13 protein-coding genes are annotated in these 17,115 nt (G+C 48.5%); 8 read left to right on the forward strand and 5 right to left on the reverse strand.

All coding sequences use genetic code 11. The features are described 5' to 3' along the window. Positions 1 to 37: 37 nt before the first annotated feature. The 3 genes from LY387_RS13850 to hrpB form a co-directional block, all read right to left on the reverse strand. Entirely contained in the window at positions 38 to 2,356 is a 2,319-nt protein-coding gene (locus LY387_RS13850) for a patatin-like phospholipase family protein (RefSeq protein ID WP_419153410.1), read from the reverse strand. Positions 2,357 to 2,432: 76 nt separating this feature from the next. Then, entirely contained in the window at positions 2,433 to 4,823 is a 2,391-nt protein-coding gene (mrcB, locus tag LY387_RS13855; protein ID WP_234494522.1) for a penicillin-binding protein 1B, read from the reverse strand. Further along, positions 4,820 to 7,282, reverse strand: coding sequence for an ATP-dependent helicase HrpB (hrpB, locus tag LY387_RS13860; RefSeq protein ID WP_234494523.1), 2,463 nt, complete (start codon positions 7,280 to 7,282; stop codon positions 4,820 to 4,822). Before hrpB ends, mrcB begins: the two co-directional genes overlap by 4 nt. A 56-nt stretch (positions 7,283 to 7,338) precedes the next feature. Between hrpB and sfsA the strand changes: the two genes are divergently transcribed. The 7 genes from sfsA (at position 7,339) to panC (ending at position 13,227) form a co-directional block, all read left to right on the forward strand. Continuing rightward, positions 7,339 to 8,055, forward strand: a complete 717-nt coding sequence (sfsA, locus tag LY387_RS13865; RefSeq protein ID WP_234494524.1) for a DNA/RNA nuclease SfsA — start codon at positions 7,339 to 7,341, stop codon at positions 8,053 to 8,055. Between the two features lie 125 nt (positions 8,056 to 8,180). Beyond that, positions 8,181 to 8,627: an RNA polymerase-binding protein DksA gene (gene dksA, locus LY387_RS13870; RefSeq protein ID WP_042475961.1), complete on the forward strand. Its 447-nt coding sequence runs from the start codon at positions 8,181 to 8,183 to the stop codon at positions 8,625 to 8,627. A gap of 63 nt (positions 8,628 to 8,690) precedes the next feature. Continuing rightward, a complete protein-coding gene (gluQRS, locus tag LY387_RS13875; protein WP_234494525.1) occupies positions 8,691 to 9,578 on the forward strand; it encodes a tRNA glutamyl-Q(34) synthetase GluQRS in 888 nt (295 codons plus the stop codon). Positions 9,579 to 9,665: 87 nt separating this feature from the next. Then, positions 9,666 to 11,021, forward strand: a complete 1,356-nt coding sequence (pcnB, locus tag LY387_RS13880) for a polynucleotide adenylyltransferase PcnB (protein WP_042475958.1) — start codon at positions 9,666 to 9,668, stop codon at positions 11,019 to 11,021. After that, positions 11,021 to 11,506 (forward strand): 2-amino-4-hydroxy-6-hydroxymethyldihydropteridine diphosphokinase, encoded by a 486-nt coding sequence (folK, locus tag LY387_RS13885; RefSeq protein WP_042475955.1) that lies wholly within the window; start codon positions 11,021 to 11,023, stop codon positions 11,504 to 11,506. The genes pcnB and folK overlap by 1 nt, the downstream gene beginning before the upstream one ends. 24 nt (positions 11,507 to 11,530) lie before the next feature. Beyond that, on the forward strand, positions 11,531 to 12,325 hold the full coding sequence (gene panB, locus LY387_RS13890; protein ID WP_234494526.1) for a 3-methyl-2-oxobutanoate hydroxymethyltransferase: 795 nt from the start codon (positions 11,531 to 11,533) through the stop codon (positions 12,323 to 12,325). Positions 12,326 to 12,333: 8 nt separating this feature from the next. Continuing rightward, entirely contained in the window at positions 12,334 to 13,227 is an 894-nt protein-coding gene (panC, locus tag LY387_RS13895) for a pantoate--beta-alanine ligase (protein WP_234494527.1), read from the forward strand. Between the two features lie 81 nt (positions 13,228 to 13,308). Here panC and LY387_RS13900 read toward each other — a convergent pair whose 3' ends face one another. After that, positions 13,309 to 14,565, reverse strand: a complete 1,257-nt coding sequence (locus tag LY387_RS13900) for a methyl-accepting chemotaxis protein (RefSeq protein WP_234494528.1) — start codon at positions 14,563 to 14,565, stop codon at positions 13,309 to 13,311. 134 nt (positions 14,566 to 14,699) lie between these two features. Between LY387_RS13900 and LY387_RS13905 the strand changes: the two genes are divergently transcribed. Next, positions 14,700 to 15,470 carry a potassium channel family protein gene (locus tag LY387_RS13905; RefSeq protein WP_234494529.1) on the forward strand — a complete coding sequence of 257 codons (771 nt, stop codon included), beginning with the start codon at positions 14,700 to 14,702 and terminating at the stop codon, positions 15,468 to 15,470. A gap of 32 nt (positions 15,471 to 15,502) precedes the next feature. Here LY387_RS13905 and LY387_RS13910 read toward each other — a convergent pair whose 3' ends face one another. Continuing rightward, a complete protein-coding gene (locus tag LY387_RS13910) occupies positions 15,503 to 17,020 on the reverse strand; it encodes an inorganic triphosphatase (RefSeq protein ID WP_234494530.1) in 1,518 nt (505 codons plus the stop codon). Between the last annotated feature and the right edge of the window lie 95 nt (positions 17,021 to 17,115).

The raw sequence follows: 17,115 nt of genomic DNA on the forward strand, positions 1-17,115 counted from the left end.
TAATCCTGAGTGATGACGAACTCTAGAATCATAAAAATTAGTAAGCAGCACCAATAATCAAGTAGAAAGAGCGCAGTCCTGTCTCAACCTGTCCATAAGAGAGCATGATTGGACCAACAGGTGAGTCAATCCCTGCAAACAGTGAACCAGCCAAGTACAATGGCGCGTTAGATAGGTTTCTATCGCCATCCCACACCCCGCCATATTCCGCTGATGCACCTAAATATACCGGTGATTGGAACATACCAAAGTCGTTATCGAACCAACGATATCGATAGACGACACTGCCGAACACTTTGTTTTGACCAATCAAGCTGTTTCGAGGAATACCCGACATGTTCAAGAAGCCGCCTAACTCTCGGGGACTCACCGGTAACGAGTCATTCTCCGTTTCAATCATACCCGCGTCAAACGAGCCAACAAAGGTATTACGCCCTGTGGTATGAGCATATTTCGTTTGGATGCTAATTTCTTGAGCGTGGTCTGAAAACTCTGATATTCCAGCATTTATGTTTTGTTCGCCACTATCGCGAGAGTGCAGATACTCAAGATCTACATACCAACCTTTTGTCGGCAAACTAAAGTCATCAAGCGTATCAAGGCGGTAGTTTACAAATAAGCCACGACGGTCAAAATCAAACTTGCCAGCCGATGGCAATGGAGAAACAAAAGACTCCCCTTTAGTGAACCGCGCACCAACCTTAAACTCTTGCCACAAAGTAGGTTGATAGCCGGCGGCTACCTCTCCTTGCCACTCTCGATAAGTAACAGGAATGAAATCTGCACTGCCTTCTAGCGCCGGGGTCACGCACTCCTCTTCCGTTTCATTCACCTGACAAAGCACGCTTCGCTTATCACTGTTGTACTTAACGCCTGCTAACCAAAAGAAATCTTGATTGAGCATAAACGGCGAATAGAGCTCTGCTTCAACGCGTTTATCGGTGCCGAAGTCGGCATTGACGCGCAACTCTGCGCCACGATCATTCAGGTCGGTAAAGTTGGTAGAGACACCGATAGAGTAAAAGCTGTTGGCGTTAAAGTCCTCTTCTAGGTAGAAACGGAAGTCCATGTAGTTTGGTCCCCAAGACTTCTCTTTGACGTTGACGATTAGGTTGGTTTCCCCTTCCACCTCTTTGTACTGATATGTAATGAGTTCAAAACGATCCAGCGCATAGAGTTCTTCGATTCGTTGTTCAATTTCGTCGGTTTCCAACTGCTCGCCAGCGGCAAGCCCTAAACGAGTAGTAATGAGCTCGTCGCTATAATGGCTTTGGTTATTTATCACTATCTTGTCAACGACGTTCTCGTCACCATAAACCAGCTCTCTTCGTGCCGCCTGCTTGTCATCAATATAACGTTGATAGTTAGCACCATTGACAGACAAAGCTCTGAGTTGCTGTTCGTTTTGATAAGCTGCCTGATAACCCAGCTCATAAGCGTCTGGCATTGAAGAGAAGTCCGTTGTGGCAATCTGACCCACCGTTGGGTGTAAATAGATATCTCCCTCTTCCAGAGCCTGCATCTGCTCTTCAGTACTTCGACGCACTAAATAGTTCGATAGCTGCTCACCTACGGTAAAGAAGCTGCTGAAGTCTTCTCGCGTTTTGTAGTCACTGCTGATATCGACGGCAATGATAATATCGGCGCCCATCTCTTTAGCGAGTTCGACCGGCATGTTATTGGTCACGCCGCCATCGACCAAGAGATAATCACCAAGTTCATAGGGTGGTAACGCGCCAGGGACGGACATACTCGCCATCATTGCATCGACAAGGTAACCGTCGCCCAACACAACAGGCTCTAGTTTTAGAATATCCGTCGCGACGGAGCGGTAAGGAATAGCCAGCTCATCAAAGGATTCAAATGCAGGAAGGTTGCCGGTGGTCTTACGCAAGATACGCAGCATATTTTGGCCTTGCACCACGCCTTTCGGTGCTTCGATAGAGCCAAAGTGTAACCCTAAATCGGTGCGGATTTGGTATCGGTCTTCCGCTTCTTTATCGCGAACCCGACGCTGGCTTCGACTCACTCGATCTCGATAGCCATTGTTCCAATCGACAGTGTAAATAAAGCTCTCGATCTCTTCAGCACTCATCCCTGTGGCGTAGAGTCCGCCTACATAAGCACCCATGCTGGTACCCGTGAGGATATCGACGGGGATTTGCATCTCTTCAAGCGCTTTTAAGACGCCAATATGCGCCGCGCCTTTGGCACCACCGCCAGCGAGCACGACACCTATCTTAGGTCTATCCTGAGAGTTCAATGCAGACTCTGTTGAGTCTTGAGCTGCGACCATTCCACTGCAAGAAAAGGCCACGACGGCTACCAGCCAATGAGTTAGGCGTTTCACATTCATCCCTAAAAGCGCTTTGTTATTATGGTTAATATATCAATATATTAGCCGTTCTCAGAATAATTAACACTAGTCCAATTTACCAATCAAATAGATTTTTGATCCACTGTTTGGGCTGATTATCACAAGAGGCTTTGAGCTGTCCGCCTTCATCCCATACAGGCAATTGGTATTCATTGTGACAATCGAGCTGCAAAGCCCCATCACTCTGCTTAGCGAAGCCGATCATGCTGATATCCTTGGGCCAAGGCAGCACCAGCTTTTCTGGAATACGCGCAGCAAGATAATCGGAGTACACCCGTAGTGCGCCACTCGAACCGGTAAGCTTGGTCGACTTATTATCATCGCGCCCAACCCAGATCGTCGTCACTTCACGTCCATCGACACCCACAAACCAGCTATCACGAGTGTCATTACTGGTGCCCGTTTTACCCGCAAGGGCAGCCCATGCAAACTGGCTATTAAGGTAGCGGCCAGTCCCTTCTGCAACCCCTTTTTTCATGGCAAAAGTAGTCAGCCAAGCCGCTTGCTGGGGCACCTTCTGTTGCGCTTTTGGTAGCGATCGATAAATGACATCACCGTCAACCGAAACGACAGAACGTAAGGTGGATAGCTCAGCCTGTCGACCCGAGTTAGACAGCGTTTGGAACATCTGCGCTACTTGGTAAGGCGTCAGCGATAGGGACCCTAAGAACATTGAAGGAACAGGGCGAATTTCATTCGCATCGACACCCAAGCGAACAAGGGTGTCCGATACATTTTTGATGCCTAGAGCCATACCTAAGCGCACCGTCGGCACGTTGAGTGATTTTGCTAACGCTTCGTAAAGCGGTACATCGCCTCGGAACTTACGGTCGTAGTTTCTTGGCTGCCAAACGTTGCCTTTACTTCCTTTTAGGGTGATTGGCGTGTCCTGAAGGGTACTCGCGAGATCATAGGCCTCCGGCTGCTCTAGAGCTGTGAGATAAACAGCGGGTTTGACTAGGGAACCAATCGGCCTGCTGGCATTAAGCGCTCGGTTAAATCCGCTGTAACCCGTACGTTTACCACCCACCATAGCGCGGATTTCACCGGTGTTACGGTCAACCGCAACCGCCGCCGCTTCGAGCCCTTTGCCCGATGTCTTTTCAAGCTGCGGGATACGTTTAGCGATGGCTTTTTCAAGTTTGTCTTGCGATACGGGATCAAGTGACGTGTAAATACGAACGCCTTTCGACGACGTCATCTTGTCACCCACTTTACTGCGCAGTTCACGCTTTAGCTGTTGGAAGTACGCAGGCTGACGACTGGCAATTTGTGGGTTCTTTTGCAAATCAAGATCGCGCGAGGCAGCCATTTCAAACTCACGCCCCGTAAGCATGCCTTGGTCCATCATCAGTCGTAGCACGAGGTCACGACGCTGTTTGGCACGCTCTGGGTGACGAATTGGGTTGTAATAAGATGGCCCTTTTACCATACCCACCAGCATAGCAAGCTGGTCAATACGTAAGTCTTGCAATGGCTGACCAAAATAGAGACGCGAGGCGAGACCAAAGCCATGAATCGCTTCACCGCGGCTTTGACCAAGGTACACCTCATTGAGATAGGCTTCTAAGATCCGGTCTTTGCTGTAGCGGTAGTCCAAAATCAGCGCAATCAGCACCTCACGGACCTTACGCCACAATGTACGCTCACTGGTCAAAAATAAGTTCTTGGCTAACTGCTGGGTTAGCGTACTGCCACCTTGAACGGTTCTGCCTGCACGAATATTGGCGAAGAAAGCACGGGCGATTGCCGTCGGTGAAACACCATCGTGCTGATAAAAGTCTCTATCTTCGGTGGCAATTAATGCATCGATCATGACCTCAGGAAACTGATCTCGTCTCAAGAAAAGTCGCTGCTCATCCGCTTGTTTCTCGAGCATACCCAGCATCTTAGGTTCGATACGCAGAAAGCCAAGATCACCCTTTTTCTCTAGTGATTGGATGCGCGTCAGCGTGCCATCATTGAAGTAAAGCATGACATGGCGATCAGGCTCAGGGCCATCAGCAAACTCAAAGGGGCGACGAATGAGTTCGACTTTACTGGAAGACGACGAATACTCTCCGGGATGACGCGGCTGAGACACTTTTCGATAACTGAGGACGTCCAACTCATTACGCAGTTGTTGGACTGTGATCTCATCACCCACCGATAGATTGAGCACTCGGGCATAGACTACCGTTGGCAGCTCGAACAGCTCACCCTCGAAGCGCTCCTTCACCACTTGGTCCAGATAGTAAAGCACCGCCCCCATAGCGACGACACCGACTAACGCGAGCTTCCAGCCGATAGAGAACAGGCGCTTACCCCAGCCGACCTTACGTTTGCCACGCGTCGATTTGCGCTTGGGACGTCGTGTGCTCGTTTTGCGTTTGGTCGCTGGCTTAGCCACGCTCTTTTTAGGCGCTGGTTTCTTTCCCGCTGCTGCTAACTTATTTCTTGTTATCATGAATCTAATTGTCTTTTGGTTTTACTGGTGGCTTGATGATTCATTGGGTCATCTGGCCATGGGTGCTTGGGATAGCGCCCCTTCATTTCTTTCTGTACTTGCTTATAAGCACCTTGCCAAAACGCGGCAAGATCTCGAGTAATTTGCAGTGGTCTTTGTGCTGGAGAAAGCAGCTCCAATACAATGGGTTGCGTCCCTTTTGCTATCGTTGGTGACACTTTTTCACCAAACATCTCTTGAAGCTTCACGGACAACGTTGGCGCCTCACCAACCTGATAGCGGATCTTCTTACGATTTCCGGACGCCACGGTTAGATGTGTCGGTAACCATTCATCGAGTTGCTTCGCTTTCTCCCAGCCGAGTAAGGCTTCTAAGGCGGCGACAACATCCACTTTTTTTAGCTGCTTGGCATTGGTTACGCCATGCATAAATGGCAGCAACCATTCATCCAGATTCGCCAACAAATCTTTTGAAGACATGGCTGGCCATTTGTCATTCTCTAGCCATAGTGCGGCACATTGCACACGTTGAGTTAGCTCCTCGGCTTTGTCAGTCCAACTCAACACACTTAATCCTCTACGCCGAACGTAACTGAGCAATGCCTGTGAAATATCCGCATCTTCAGGAACTGTGGTTTCTCTACTTTCCACCACGAGAGACCCAATGCGTCGCTGCTCACTGGCGACAACGCGTCCTTTGTTATCGTCCCACTCCACTAGGGTTGCCTCATCGACCATCTCAGGCAACAGAGTATTGATCTGCTCAAAAGTGATCGGAGCCGCTTTGAAGATGGCGCTACTGCCCTGCCCTGTTCTCATCAAGTCCACTACCACTAGCATGGCCTCATCCGACAAGCGATGCTGTTGATCCACAGAAGCACCATGACCATTGGCAAGCACGTAGAGGCCTGACTGCTTGCGAGCTAAGGCTATTCTATCTGGGAATGCCAACGCTGCGACAACGCCAAGTAAAGATTCGTCAACTTCATTAACATTAAAGCGACAAGAAAAGCGTGATGATAAGGTTTTCGCTCGCTGTTTCAGAGCGTTGTTTCGTGGGTGTCTCGCTTGTTGCCAGCGGTGCAAAGATTGGCGAAGGTCGACTTCATTACGCTCTGGCTCTTCAATCAAAGCGCATAATGCAACCGCACTCTTCAAGGCTTGCTCATCAATGAGGTTCGCTTGTAGCAGCATACTTGCCATTCGAGGCTCAACGCCTAACTGATAGGCTTCATTGCCAAGCGCTGTGGCTTTCCCCGTTTCATCGATAAGCTTTAGCGCAATCAGTAGCGACTTTGCTTGCTCAAGATGAGTAAATTTAGGTTCATCGATCCACGCGAGCTCACTTGCCTCATGACAACCCCAGCGGATCAATTCGAGCTGAAGCGAAGCGAGATCACTTCGCAATATCTCTGGCGTGCTCTGTTCAGGCTGTGCCTGAAACTGGCTCTCACTGTAAAGACGGACACACAAACCTGGCTCAGTCCTTCCCGCACGACCCGCTCGCTGAATAGCGGACGATTGTGCGATACGTCCTTGCTCGAGCTTTGATATTCCGGTCTTTAAATCGAACCAAGCCTGATTTTCTAAACCAGAGTCCACCACAAGGCGGATACCTTCAATGGTCAACGAGGTCTCGGCGATATTGGTCGCGAGTACGACTTTGCGCTCTCCTGCCTTGGCTGGCTGTATCGCAGCCTGCTGCGTTGCAAAGTCTAACTGACCGTAGAGTGGGCAAACTGTGGCATCTAGGTTGGCCTTTTGCAGCAGTTCTTGTACACGTTTTATTGCCCCGACTCCAGGAAGAAACGCCAGCAGGGAGCCGGACTCACGAATGAGTAGCCGCTCTACCTGCTTGGCCATAAAGTCGGGCAGATAATCATTTTGAGACATGGGCTGATAATCTATGTCGACCGGATACGAGCGTCCCTCTGATTGAATAAACTGAGCGGTTGGTAACACCCGAACTAGGTCATCTGGATCCAGCGTTGCTGACATTACGACGATCTTAAGATCTTCTCGCAGTGCTTCTTGGCTCTCTAGAGCAAAGGCTAACGCGGTATCAGCATGTAAACTGCGCTCATGAAACTCATCAAAAATGATCATATCGATGCCCGTCAGCTCAGGATCATCTTGCAGCATTCGCGTCAATATACCTTCGGTGACCACTTCAAGCTTGGTGCTTGCACTCACTTTAGACTCACCACGGACTCGATAACCCACCTGCTTACCGACGGGCTCTCCCAGTTGGGCTGCGACATACATTGCGATGTTTCGCGCCGCTATCCGACGAGGCTCAAGCATAACGACCTTACCCGAGATAATACCCGACAGAACCAACTTGAGGGGAAAGTGTGTCGACTTACCCGCACCTGTGGCCGCTTTTAAGATGATTTGATCCGATGTGCGAATAGCTTCAAAGAGCTCTGGCAACACGTGTTCGATGGGCAATTGTGACAACGCAATGACCTTATGATGTAATGAGGCTCATCATTCTAATAAAAAACGGCCTCAAAATGCACTTCGAACCACCTTTAGAATCGGGGAAGTTAGTTCAGCGCTATAAACGCTTCCTCGCGGACATTACTTTACCTGATAACAAAGAAATCACGATTCACTGTGCCAATACAGGCGCGATGACAGGCTGTGCGGAGCCTGACTCAACCGTCTGGTACTCCACTTCAGATAACCCCAAACGAAAATACCCCAACAGTTGGGAGCTTACCGAGACCAAAGCTGGGCACACCATTTGTGTGAATACCGCCCGCGCCAACACATTAGTTGTCGAAGCAATACAAAAAAACGTTGTAAAAGAGCTAATTGGTTACCAAACTTTACGAACAGAGGTGAAATACGGTCAAGAAAGCAGCAGAGTCGATATTTTATTGCAAGATAGTGATCGCGCAGATTGCTACATCGAAGTAAAAAGTGTCACACTGCTGGATGAAGGCAATACGGGACAAGGGTATTTTCCAGATGCTAAGACCACTCGCGGTCAAAAGCACTTGAGAGAGCTCACAGAAATGGTTCAATCAGGACATCGAGCCGTATTATTTTTCGCTGTTTTGCATTCAGGGATTGAAAAAGTGTCGGCGGCACACCATATAGATGCGAAATATTCACAATTACTTGAGCAAGCAAGACAAGCTGGGGTTGAAGTGATTTGTTACAAGGCGGCTTTTTCTGACAATGAAATGGCGCTGACATCGGCGTTGGATTTCATTCAAAAGTGATGTCACTTCACATAGAGAAGAACTTTAACAAACTTCGTTTGCCACCAGCATTTGTTTTTGCTATAGATACCCGCCTTAAAATTAACTGTTCGCACAGTTGACTAGGTGTAAGTAGGAGATGCTGCATGCCAGAAACTAAGAAAAAAGCGCTAGGCATCCTAGCCATTGCAGGTGTTGATCCATACCAAGAAAAAGCTGGTGAAGAATACATGTCACAAGCTCAGTTGGATCACTTTACAAAAATTTTGAGCGCTTGGCGCAACCAACTTAGGGAAGAAGTTGATCGAACTGTGCACCACATGCAAGACGAAGCAGCTAACTTTCCTGATCCAGTTGATAGAGCTTCTCAAGAAGAAGAATTCAGCTTAGAGCTACGCAACCGTGACCGTGAGCGTCGTTTGATCAAGAAGATTGAAAAGACGCTAAACAAGATTGAAGAAGACGATTTTGGTTTCTGTGAATCTTGTGGTATCGAAATCGGTATCCGTCGCTTAGAAGCCCGTCCTACTGCCGATTTATGTATCGACTGTAAGACACTTGCAGAAATCAAAGAAAGACAGATGCAAGGCTAACAAGCGAGAAAAAGGGAGCAAACGCTCCCTTTTTTGATCCACCCTTCACACACGAAAAGCACTATGTATATTGGTCGATTCGCGCCCTCTCCTTCGGGTCCCCTACACTTTGGTTCCTTAATTGCCGCACTGGGTAGCTATTTTCAAGCTCGATCTCACAATGGTCGTTGGCTGGTCAGGATTGAAGATATCGATCCGCCGCGAGAAGTGGAAGGTGCAGCAGAGCTGATATTAAAAACACTGCAAGCCTATCATCTGAATTGGGATGGTGAGGTGCTATACCAAAGTCAGCGCTTGAATGCCTACCAAACACAAATCGATCACTGGCTAGCCAGTGGACAAGCTTATTTGTGTGAGTGCACGAGAAAACAGATCAAAGCAGCGGGCGGCTTTTATCAAGGAACATGTCGTGATAAGCAGCTAACCACTGCCGACGGTTGTGCCGTTCGTCTTACCATGGACTACCCAGTCTCGTCTTTTATCGATGAGAAGCATGGTCAGCTGGATATCCCAGAGCAGCTTGCTCAAGAAGATTTTATTATCAAACGTCGAGATGGCTTATTTGCGTACAATCTCGCAGTGGTATTAGATGACATCTACCAAGGGGTCACAGAGGTCGTTCGTGGCGCAGATCTTATTGAGCCAACAGGGCGTCAAATCAGCCTATACAAAACCCTAGGTGTGGAGCCTGTGACCTATCTTCATCTACCGCTCGCGATCGATGACAACGGGAATAAGCTATCAAAACAGAACCACGCAACGGCTATCGATTTGGATAACCCCAAACCGACACTTCTCAATGCGATGCGCTTTCTTGGTTTCGATGTGGAGACTGAAATAGCCACGAAAGAAATCGCCGATATCATCCAATGGGGTGTGGAAAATTGGCGACTATCTCAGCTTCCTAAGCAGCTCAAAATCAAACCGCCATTCTCAAATGACGCTCTCTAGGCTAGAATAAGCGGCAAATTTCATGCGTCAGGCACGAAATGGGGTTAAAAAGCACTCTATTTCGCGAACCTTAATTGCGTTAATACTATGAATAAAAAAGAAAATTCTCAAAAAGCTCATCATGTATATAGTGACATCTCATTACACGTCCATACACGTGATGAGCACAACATCTCGCGCAAGCAGATCAGCGATAATGCGTTAAAAGTCCTATACCGCTTAAACGGTGCAGGCTATGACGCATATTTAGTTGGCGGTGGCGTGCGCGATCTGCTGCTTGGAGAACAACCTAAAGATTTCGATATAGCCACTAACGCGACGCCAGAGCAAATTAAAAAACTGTTCAGAAACTGTCGACTGATTGGTCGCCGTTTTCGACTCGCTCACATCATGTTTGGGCGTGATATTATCGAGGTTGCGACCTTCCGAGGTCACCACCAAGAGCAGGAAAAGAACGTTTCTCAGCAGAGCAAAGAAGGCATGCTGCTGCGGGACAATGTCTATGGCAGCATTGATGAAGACGCAGAACGTCGTGACTTCACCATCAACGCTATGTACTACAACATCGGTGACTACTCGATCCACGATTACGCAGGTGGTGTCGAAGACCTCAATGACCGACTTATTCGCCTCATTGGCGACCCAGATGTGCGCTACCGCGAAGACCCAGTCCGTATGCTTCGTGCGATTCGTTTCGCCGCTAAGCTGGATTTCGACATTGAAGAAGATACCGCAGCGCCAATCGAAGATTTGGCGCCGCTGTTGCGCGATATTCCTTCTGCGCGCTTGTACGAAGAAGCACTTAAACTGCTGCAATCAGGTTATGGTCTAGAGACCTACCACTTAATGCGCGAGTACAACCTGTTCCAGCAGTTGTTCCCTCTTATCGCTCCTCACTTCACAGAAGACTACTCGTCACAAACCGAGCAAGTTCTTGATCTCGTGTTGGATGCAACGGACGAGCGTATCGAAGAAGGCAAACGCGTTAATCCAGCCTTCATGTTTGCCGCCATGCTGTGGTATCCAATGATGGAAAGCGCCAAAGAGCTGATGTCGCGCGGCCTATCAGAGTACGACGCAATGATGGAAGCGAGTAATATCATACTGGACGAGCAGGTGAAATCGACTGCCATTCCACGTCGCCACACCGCAACTATTCGCGAAATCTGGCAGCTACAGCTGCGCCTTCCGCGTCGCTCAGGCAAACGCGCTTACCGCTTGATGGAGCTAAACAAGTTCCGTGCTGGCTTCGATTTCCTTGAAATGCGCGGCGAAATTGAAGGCGGTGAAGTGGCACTGCTGGCGAAATGGTGGGGCACATTCCAATCTGCGGGACGTAATATGCGTCAAGCGATGGTGAATGATATCGGTGGCTCTAGCTCACGCTCCGGTTCGCGTCGCAGACGCACGCCAAAGGCGAAAAACGCCAAGAGTGCTGAATAATGACCATCTGCTATATTGCTATCGGCAGTAACCTGTCCGACCCGGTTTCACAAGCCAAAGTGGCGATTGAGGCACTAAAAACACTTCCTAAGAGCGAGCTTCTGGCTTGCTCTTCACTTTACAGCAGCACTCCGATGGGGCCGCAAGACCAGCCTGATTACATCAATGCTGTTGCAAAGATTTCAACCGAATTAACGCCACTGGAACTGCTTGATTGCACCCAAACAATCGAACTGGAACAGGGGCGTGTCCGTAAAGATGAGAGGTGGGGCCCAAGAACCCTAGATCTCGACATCATTCTTTATGGCAATGAGGTGATCGATTCCGAGCGCTTAACCGTTCCTCATTACGGGATGAAACAACGCGAGTTTGTTCTCTATCCGCTTATGGAAATCGCACCAAATTTACAACTCCCTGATGGGACTGAGCTCACTACCCTCATCGATAGTGTTGACCGTAATGGACTCAGAGTTTGGCAATCCTAGCCAATCCCCTAATAAGGATTAAAAATGAAAAAAATCAACATTAACGACCTCGTTAAGTGGAAAAGCGAAGGTCGCAAATTTGCAACTTCAACGGCATACGATGCCAGTTTTGCAGCTTTGTTTGAAAGCCAAGAAATGCCTGTAATTTTGGTCGGCGATTCACTCGGCATGGTACTGCAAGGTCACAACGATACCTTGCCTGTTACTGTCGATGATATCGCTTACCACACGCGCGCTGTGCGCGCAGGCAGCCCGAATTGCCTATTGATGGCTGACATGCCATTCATGAGCTATGCGACACCACAGCAAGCGTGTGAAAGCGCTGCAGCGCTGATGCGTGCAGGTGCAAACATGGTGAAGCTAGAGGGTGGTGACTGGCTAGTTGATACAGTAAGAATGTTAACTGAGCGCGCAGTACCCGTCTGTGCTCACCTGGGTCTTACGCCTCAAAGCGTCAATATCTTCGGTGGCTATAAGGTGCAAGGTCGCGATCAGAAAAATGCGGATAAGATGGTTCGTGACGCACTCGCTCTACAAGAAGCAGGCGCACAAATTATCCTTCTTGAATGCGTACCTGCCGAGCTAGCAGCGCGCATCACTGAAGTACTAGACGTTCCAGTCATCGGTATTGGTGCTGGTAATGGTACCGATGGTCAAATCCTTGTGATGCACGACATGTTTGGCATTTCGGCTAATTACATGCCTAAATTCTCAAAGAACTTTTTGGCAGAAACAGGCGATATGCGCAGCGCCGTTGCTAAATATATCGCGGATGTGGAGAGCGGTGCTTTCCCAGACGACGCTCATACGATTGCCTAGGGGGAATCATGCAAACTTTCGCTGATATTGCTGATCTTAGAGAGCAGATTGCTCAGCTAAAACGTGAACAACGCCGTATCGCGTTTGTTCCGACCATGGGTAACCTTCATGAAGGTCACCTAACGCTGATGCGCAAAGCTCGAGAGAGCGCAGATGTGGTTGTGGCGAGTATTTTTGTTAACCCAATGCAGTTTGAACGCGCAGATGACCTCAACAACTATCCGCGCACGCTGGACGATGACCTGAGTAAGCTGACCGCTGAAGGGGTTGACTTGGTATTCACGCCAACACCAGAAATCATGTACCCGAACGGTCTTGATAAGCAAACCTTCGTTGAGGTACCTGGCATTTCGCACATGCTTGAAGGAGCATCTCGCCCAGGGCACTTTAGAGGCGTTGCGACTATCGTCACTAAGCTGTTCAACATTGTGCAGCCAGATGTTGCGTGTTTTGGTGAAAAAGACTACCAGCAGCTCGCGCTGATTCGTCAGATGGTGAACGACCTCGCTATGAATATCGAGATCATTGGCGTACCGACGGTACGCGAAATGGATGGTCTTGCTATGAGCTCTCGCAATGGCTATCTCACAATGGATGAGCGTCAACGTGCACCCGTGCTTGCGAAAACCATGCGTTGGATGAACAGTGCCATTCGTGGTGGTCGTGACGACTATGCATCCATCATCGAAGATGCCAGTGACCAGCTTCGCGCCGCGGGTTTGCAACCCGATGAGATCTTCATCCGTGATGCTCACACCCTTCAGGCTATCAGCGACAGTTCTACCCACGCGGTCATTTTGATGTCTGCTTTCTTGGGTAAAGCGCGCCTTATTGACAATCAAGTACTCGAACTGGCTCAAACGCAGGTTGAAGCAGAGACGGGTAGCGAAGAGAATCAATAAACACTCAGCTTAAAAAAAGCGGCTCACTAACACCAAGTGAGCCGCTTTTCTTTTGAGCTGTTTAGAACAATCTAACGCCGCTTAAACGTTGAAAGATTGGATCTTGTTATCGAGCTCAGCCGCGTTGTTTTGCATCATCTCAGACGTTTCCAGTAGCTCAGTAACCACCACAACCGATGCCTCTACCAACTCACGTACATTAGTTAGGTTTTGGTTCATCTCTTCAGCAACACTGCTTTGCTGCCCCGCTGCAGTCGCGATTTGGAAATTCATATCATTAATCTGGTTAACCTGGCTTACGATGCCATCAAGCTCTGTGCCCGCGTTAGTCACAAGCTCTACACCATCCGCCGCTTCAACCACACTCTTCTCCATCAGCTCTACCGCTGAATTGGCGCTCGATTGTAGCTGAGAGATCATCTCTTGGATTTCGACTGTCGCTTGCTGGGTACGCTGTGCAAGGTTACGTACCTCATCCGCTACCACAGCAAAACCACGTCCAGCTTCACCCGCTCGAGCGGCCTCAATCGCTGCATTCAGTGCAAGTAAGTTAGTCTGCTCAGAAATGCCTTGAATGGTGCCAACCACGCTACCAATCGATTCAACGCGCTCTTCTACCTGGTTTACCGCCGCGGCAGAAGCTGAGATGTCGTTCGATAGCTCGCTCATCTTAGTTACAGTGCCCTGCACAAAGCGCTGACCCGTCTCTGCTTGGCCCGAAGCCTGCTCGGTTAGTTGTGAGGCGTTATTCGCGTGGTCTGCAACGGTTTGAACCGTCGAGCTCATTTCGCTCATTGCAGTAGCCAGTTGGTCGATCTCTTGGAACTCTTCTTGAGATGACTCTTTGGTCTCAGACATGCTCAGTGTCATTACTTCAGTGAGTGTCGCCAGCTCTTGAGAGGTAGCTACTTGAGTTTTGATGATGTCTTGAAGCTGTGCACGCGTTCGTTCTAACTCACGAGCCACATCGCCGTACTCATCTTTACAGTCCATAATAATCGGAACAGTGAGATCTTTATCTGCCATTCGCTTGATGGCGTCACTTAGGTAGTTAGTCTGCTTAAGCATGGTTTTTGCTGCAAACATCAGCAGTGCCACAAACAGAACAATCATCAAGGCAGTTTGCCATACGACCTGAACCAGATAAGCTTCGTAGTGCTGCTGGGCAATCGCTTCGTTCTGGGTTGCGGCAAGAAGAGAGTCGTAAAATGTGCTTGCATCCCACAACTGCTTACCAACAAGCAGTACGGTACTAAAAATCATCAACATCAACATCTTAGGAACTAAGCGAACATCGGTGATGAGTCGCTCCCAAGGTTTAAATGCCAGTGTGGTCATTATCCGTTCTCCATTAATTATTATATAGTTAGGGAATCTTTCTCTAACTGAATGCCATTTTCACTTGCCTGCATGCCAAAAGCCGTAGGGGGGAATGTGAATCATGAGACCAAGTTATTTATTTCGAGCCTCGTATGAAAGCAAATGATACCAAAACTGAAACTAAGCCTCTGAGCTTATTGTCACTGTTCCTCTCTTTTATGGCGCTATTTGTGATCTCAGCCTTATTGTTTGCTCCCATCAACGAGGATGAGCGTACTGTTCTTATCGGCCTCGACTTTATAATCTGTAGCTTATTTATTCTGCAACTTGTTGTGGATCTGATCCGCTCCACAGATCGAGTGCAATTTTTGAAAACCCACTGGATCGACTTCCTAGCCAGCCTGCCGATGATCGAGCCACTAAGATATGCCCGCGTCTTTCATATTTTTCGTGTGGTACTAGTGATTCGCTCTGGTGAGGCCTTATTAAGACAACTCGCTCGTAATAAACATGAAACGACGATCGCATCGATCCTTTTGCTACTCGTGCTGCTCATTACCGTTGGGGCTGGGCTGATTATGTGGGCTGAGAGCGGCGATCCCGATGCCAACATTCAACATATTGGCGACGCCGTTTGGTGGGCTTTTGTCACGGTATCAACGGTCGGTTATGGCGACCACTACCCGGTTACAATCGTAGGTAAGTTCTTGGCAGGTATCATTATTATCTGTGGTGTGGGTATGTTTGGTATGACGTCGGGCTTGATTACCTCACTGCTCTCTTCACCCAGTTCTATGGATGAGAGACGCTCCAAACACAAAGAGGTCATGCTACAGAAGGTGCTTAACCAACAAGAAGTGATTTTGCATAAGCTTGAGAAGATGGAGCAAAAAATCGAATCACTCGAGCAAGATAAAAAATAGGGAGGCGTATTGCCTCCCTACTCTCAACCGAACTAATTTTGCCAGTATGGCTCGGCCTCAATACTGATCTGCCTGGTCTGCTCCATAGCGTGTAAGATTGAGCTCTCCTGACGACGCAACCAGCGCTCTAGCTGCTCGCGCTCTTCGCCCTCAAGTTTATCAACAAGCTTCTCTAACAATTCCAGCATCTGTAAATCATCGATACCCTGCAGCAAGTCTGCCCACGGCAAACGGAAGTTATTGCGCTCTTCCATGCTGTACAGGCTTGCAAAACCAACGCCGGTATATAAGTTGCGCATCAAACGATACTGCTGGTCGATGTACTCTTGACGAGACAGTAGCTTCTCTGGTGGAAACGCTTCAATGAGCTCAGCCCAAGTACGAGCGAGCTGTTTCACTGAGAATGGCTTAATGTCTTGAGACATTTTTTCACGCGCCTTGTCATCCAAGAATGGCTGCCAGCCTCTCGAAAGGATCCAGCGGCTAAGATCCAGCAACAAGCCTGCGTAACGCCCTGAGTGAATGAGCTTTAACATCTCTTCACGCTCAGGCAACTCTTGCTCCATCTCTTTAAGCTTAGCAACAAGAAACTTTCTTGCGTCTAGCTTTCTCAAAATGTGGCCTTTGTCTTCCAGCAAGGTCTCAAAGTGATCGTAGCTTTTTAGCCACTGCAACTCTTGCTCTAGCCATTTCAATTCTTGTCTCAAAATGGCGCTTGCGCGTCGCGGTACAATTCCACCGTAAACAGTCAGGACCTGGCGAATAAAGCTGAGCGCATGGCTGATCTCTTGCAAGGCCTCAATCGACTCATGCTCAACATAAATCTGCTCGTGATAATGCCAATGTGCCAGCGCATGCTCTAAGGAGTGAATAAAGCAGCTTTCAACACTATCTGTCGCCACAGTATCCACCAAATCCATGGTCTTGACTGGGTCGCCATCATAGTTAGCTGCCAGTCTATAGCCACGCGCCGCTTTACTTAGGTTACCAAGTCGAATGCCACCACTTTCACACAGCTCACGGGCCAGAGTGAACAAGGCATCTGTTTGTCCGGACTTTAGCTCGAGCTCAACTTCACAAATTGGGTAGGTTCTATCACCTGAAGAGACAACACCCTGATCAAACGCAACCTCAACCTGACTGCCATCAGTCATACCGATTAACCACTGTTCACGAGTGAAGTCGGTAGCAAATATTGGTAACAATTCTGATTGTAACGTCGCGATATCTTTCCCTTCTGGATAGATATCGGTAGGGTGAAGTGTTAAGTCTGGGATGTTAGAACTGTGTTCAGCGTTATATTCTGGACGTTGGTGCAGACCAGCCACAACGCGTCCTGCTGTCTTTACAGTCTGTACAAAAACATCGTCAAAGCGACGAATTCTGAGACCAATATCGTGTTGGCGCAGCCAGTTATCTGGCGTGTCGAAGTAAGTGTTTCCTAACTCACGACAACTGTGCTGAAGTACTTTTGTTTCAGCAATCTTGCTAAGCAAAGTTTCTGAAAATTCTGGAGAAACAAAAAACTTCAGTTCTATCTCGGTTTCCATAGTTTTACCTTTCGGGGGTACTGACAACAGGATATGAGCAATCGTACTAATCAGCAAGTGACAAATATCACCCAAATGATGATCTAAAACAGTTT

Source organism: Vibrio maritimus, assembly GCF_021441885.1.
GTDB lineage: Bacteria > Pseudomonadota > Gammaproteobacteria > Enterobacterales > Vibrionaceae > Vibrio > Vibrio maritimus_B.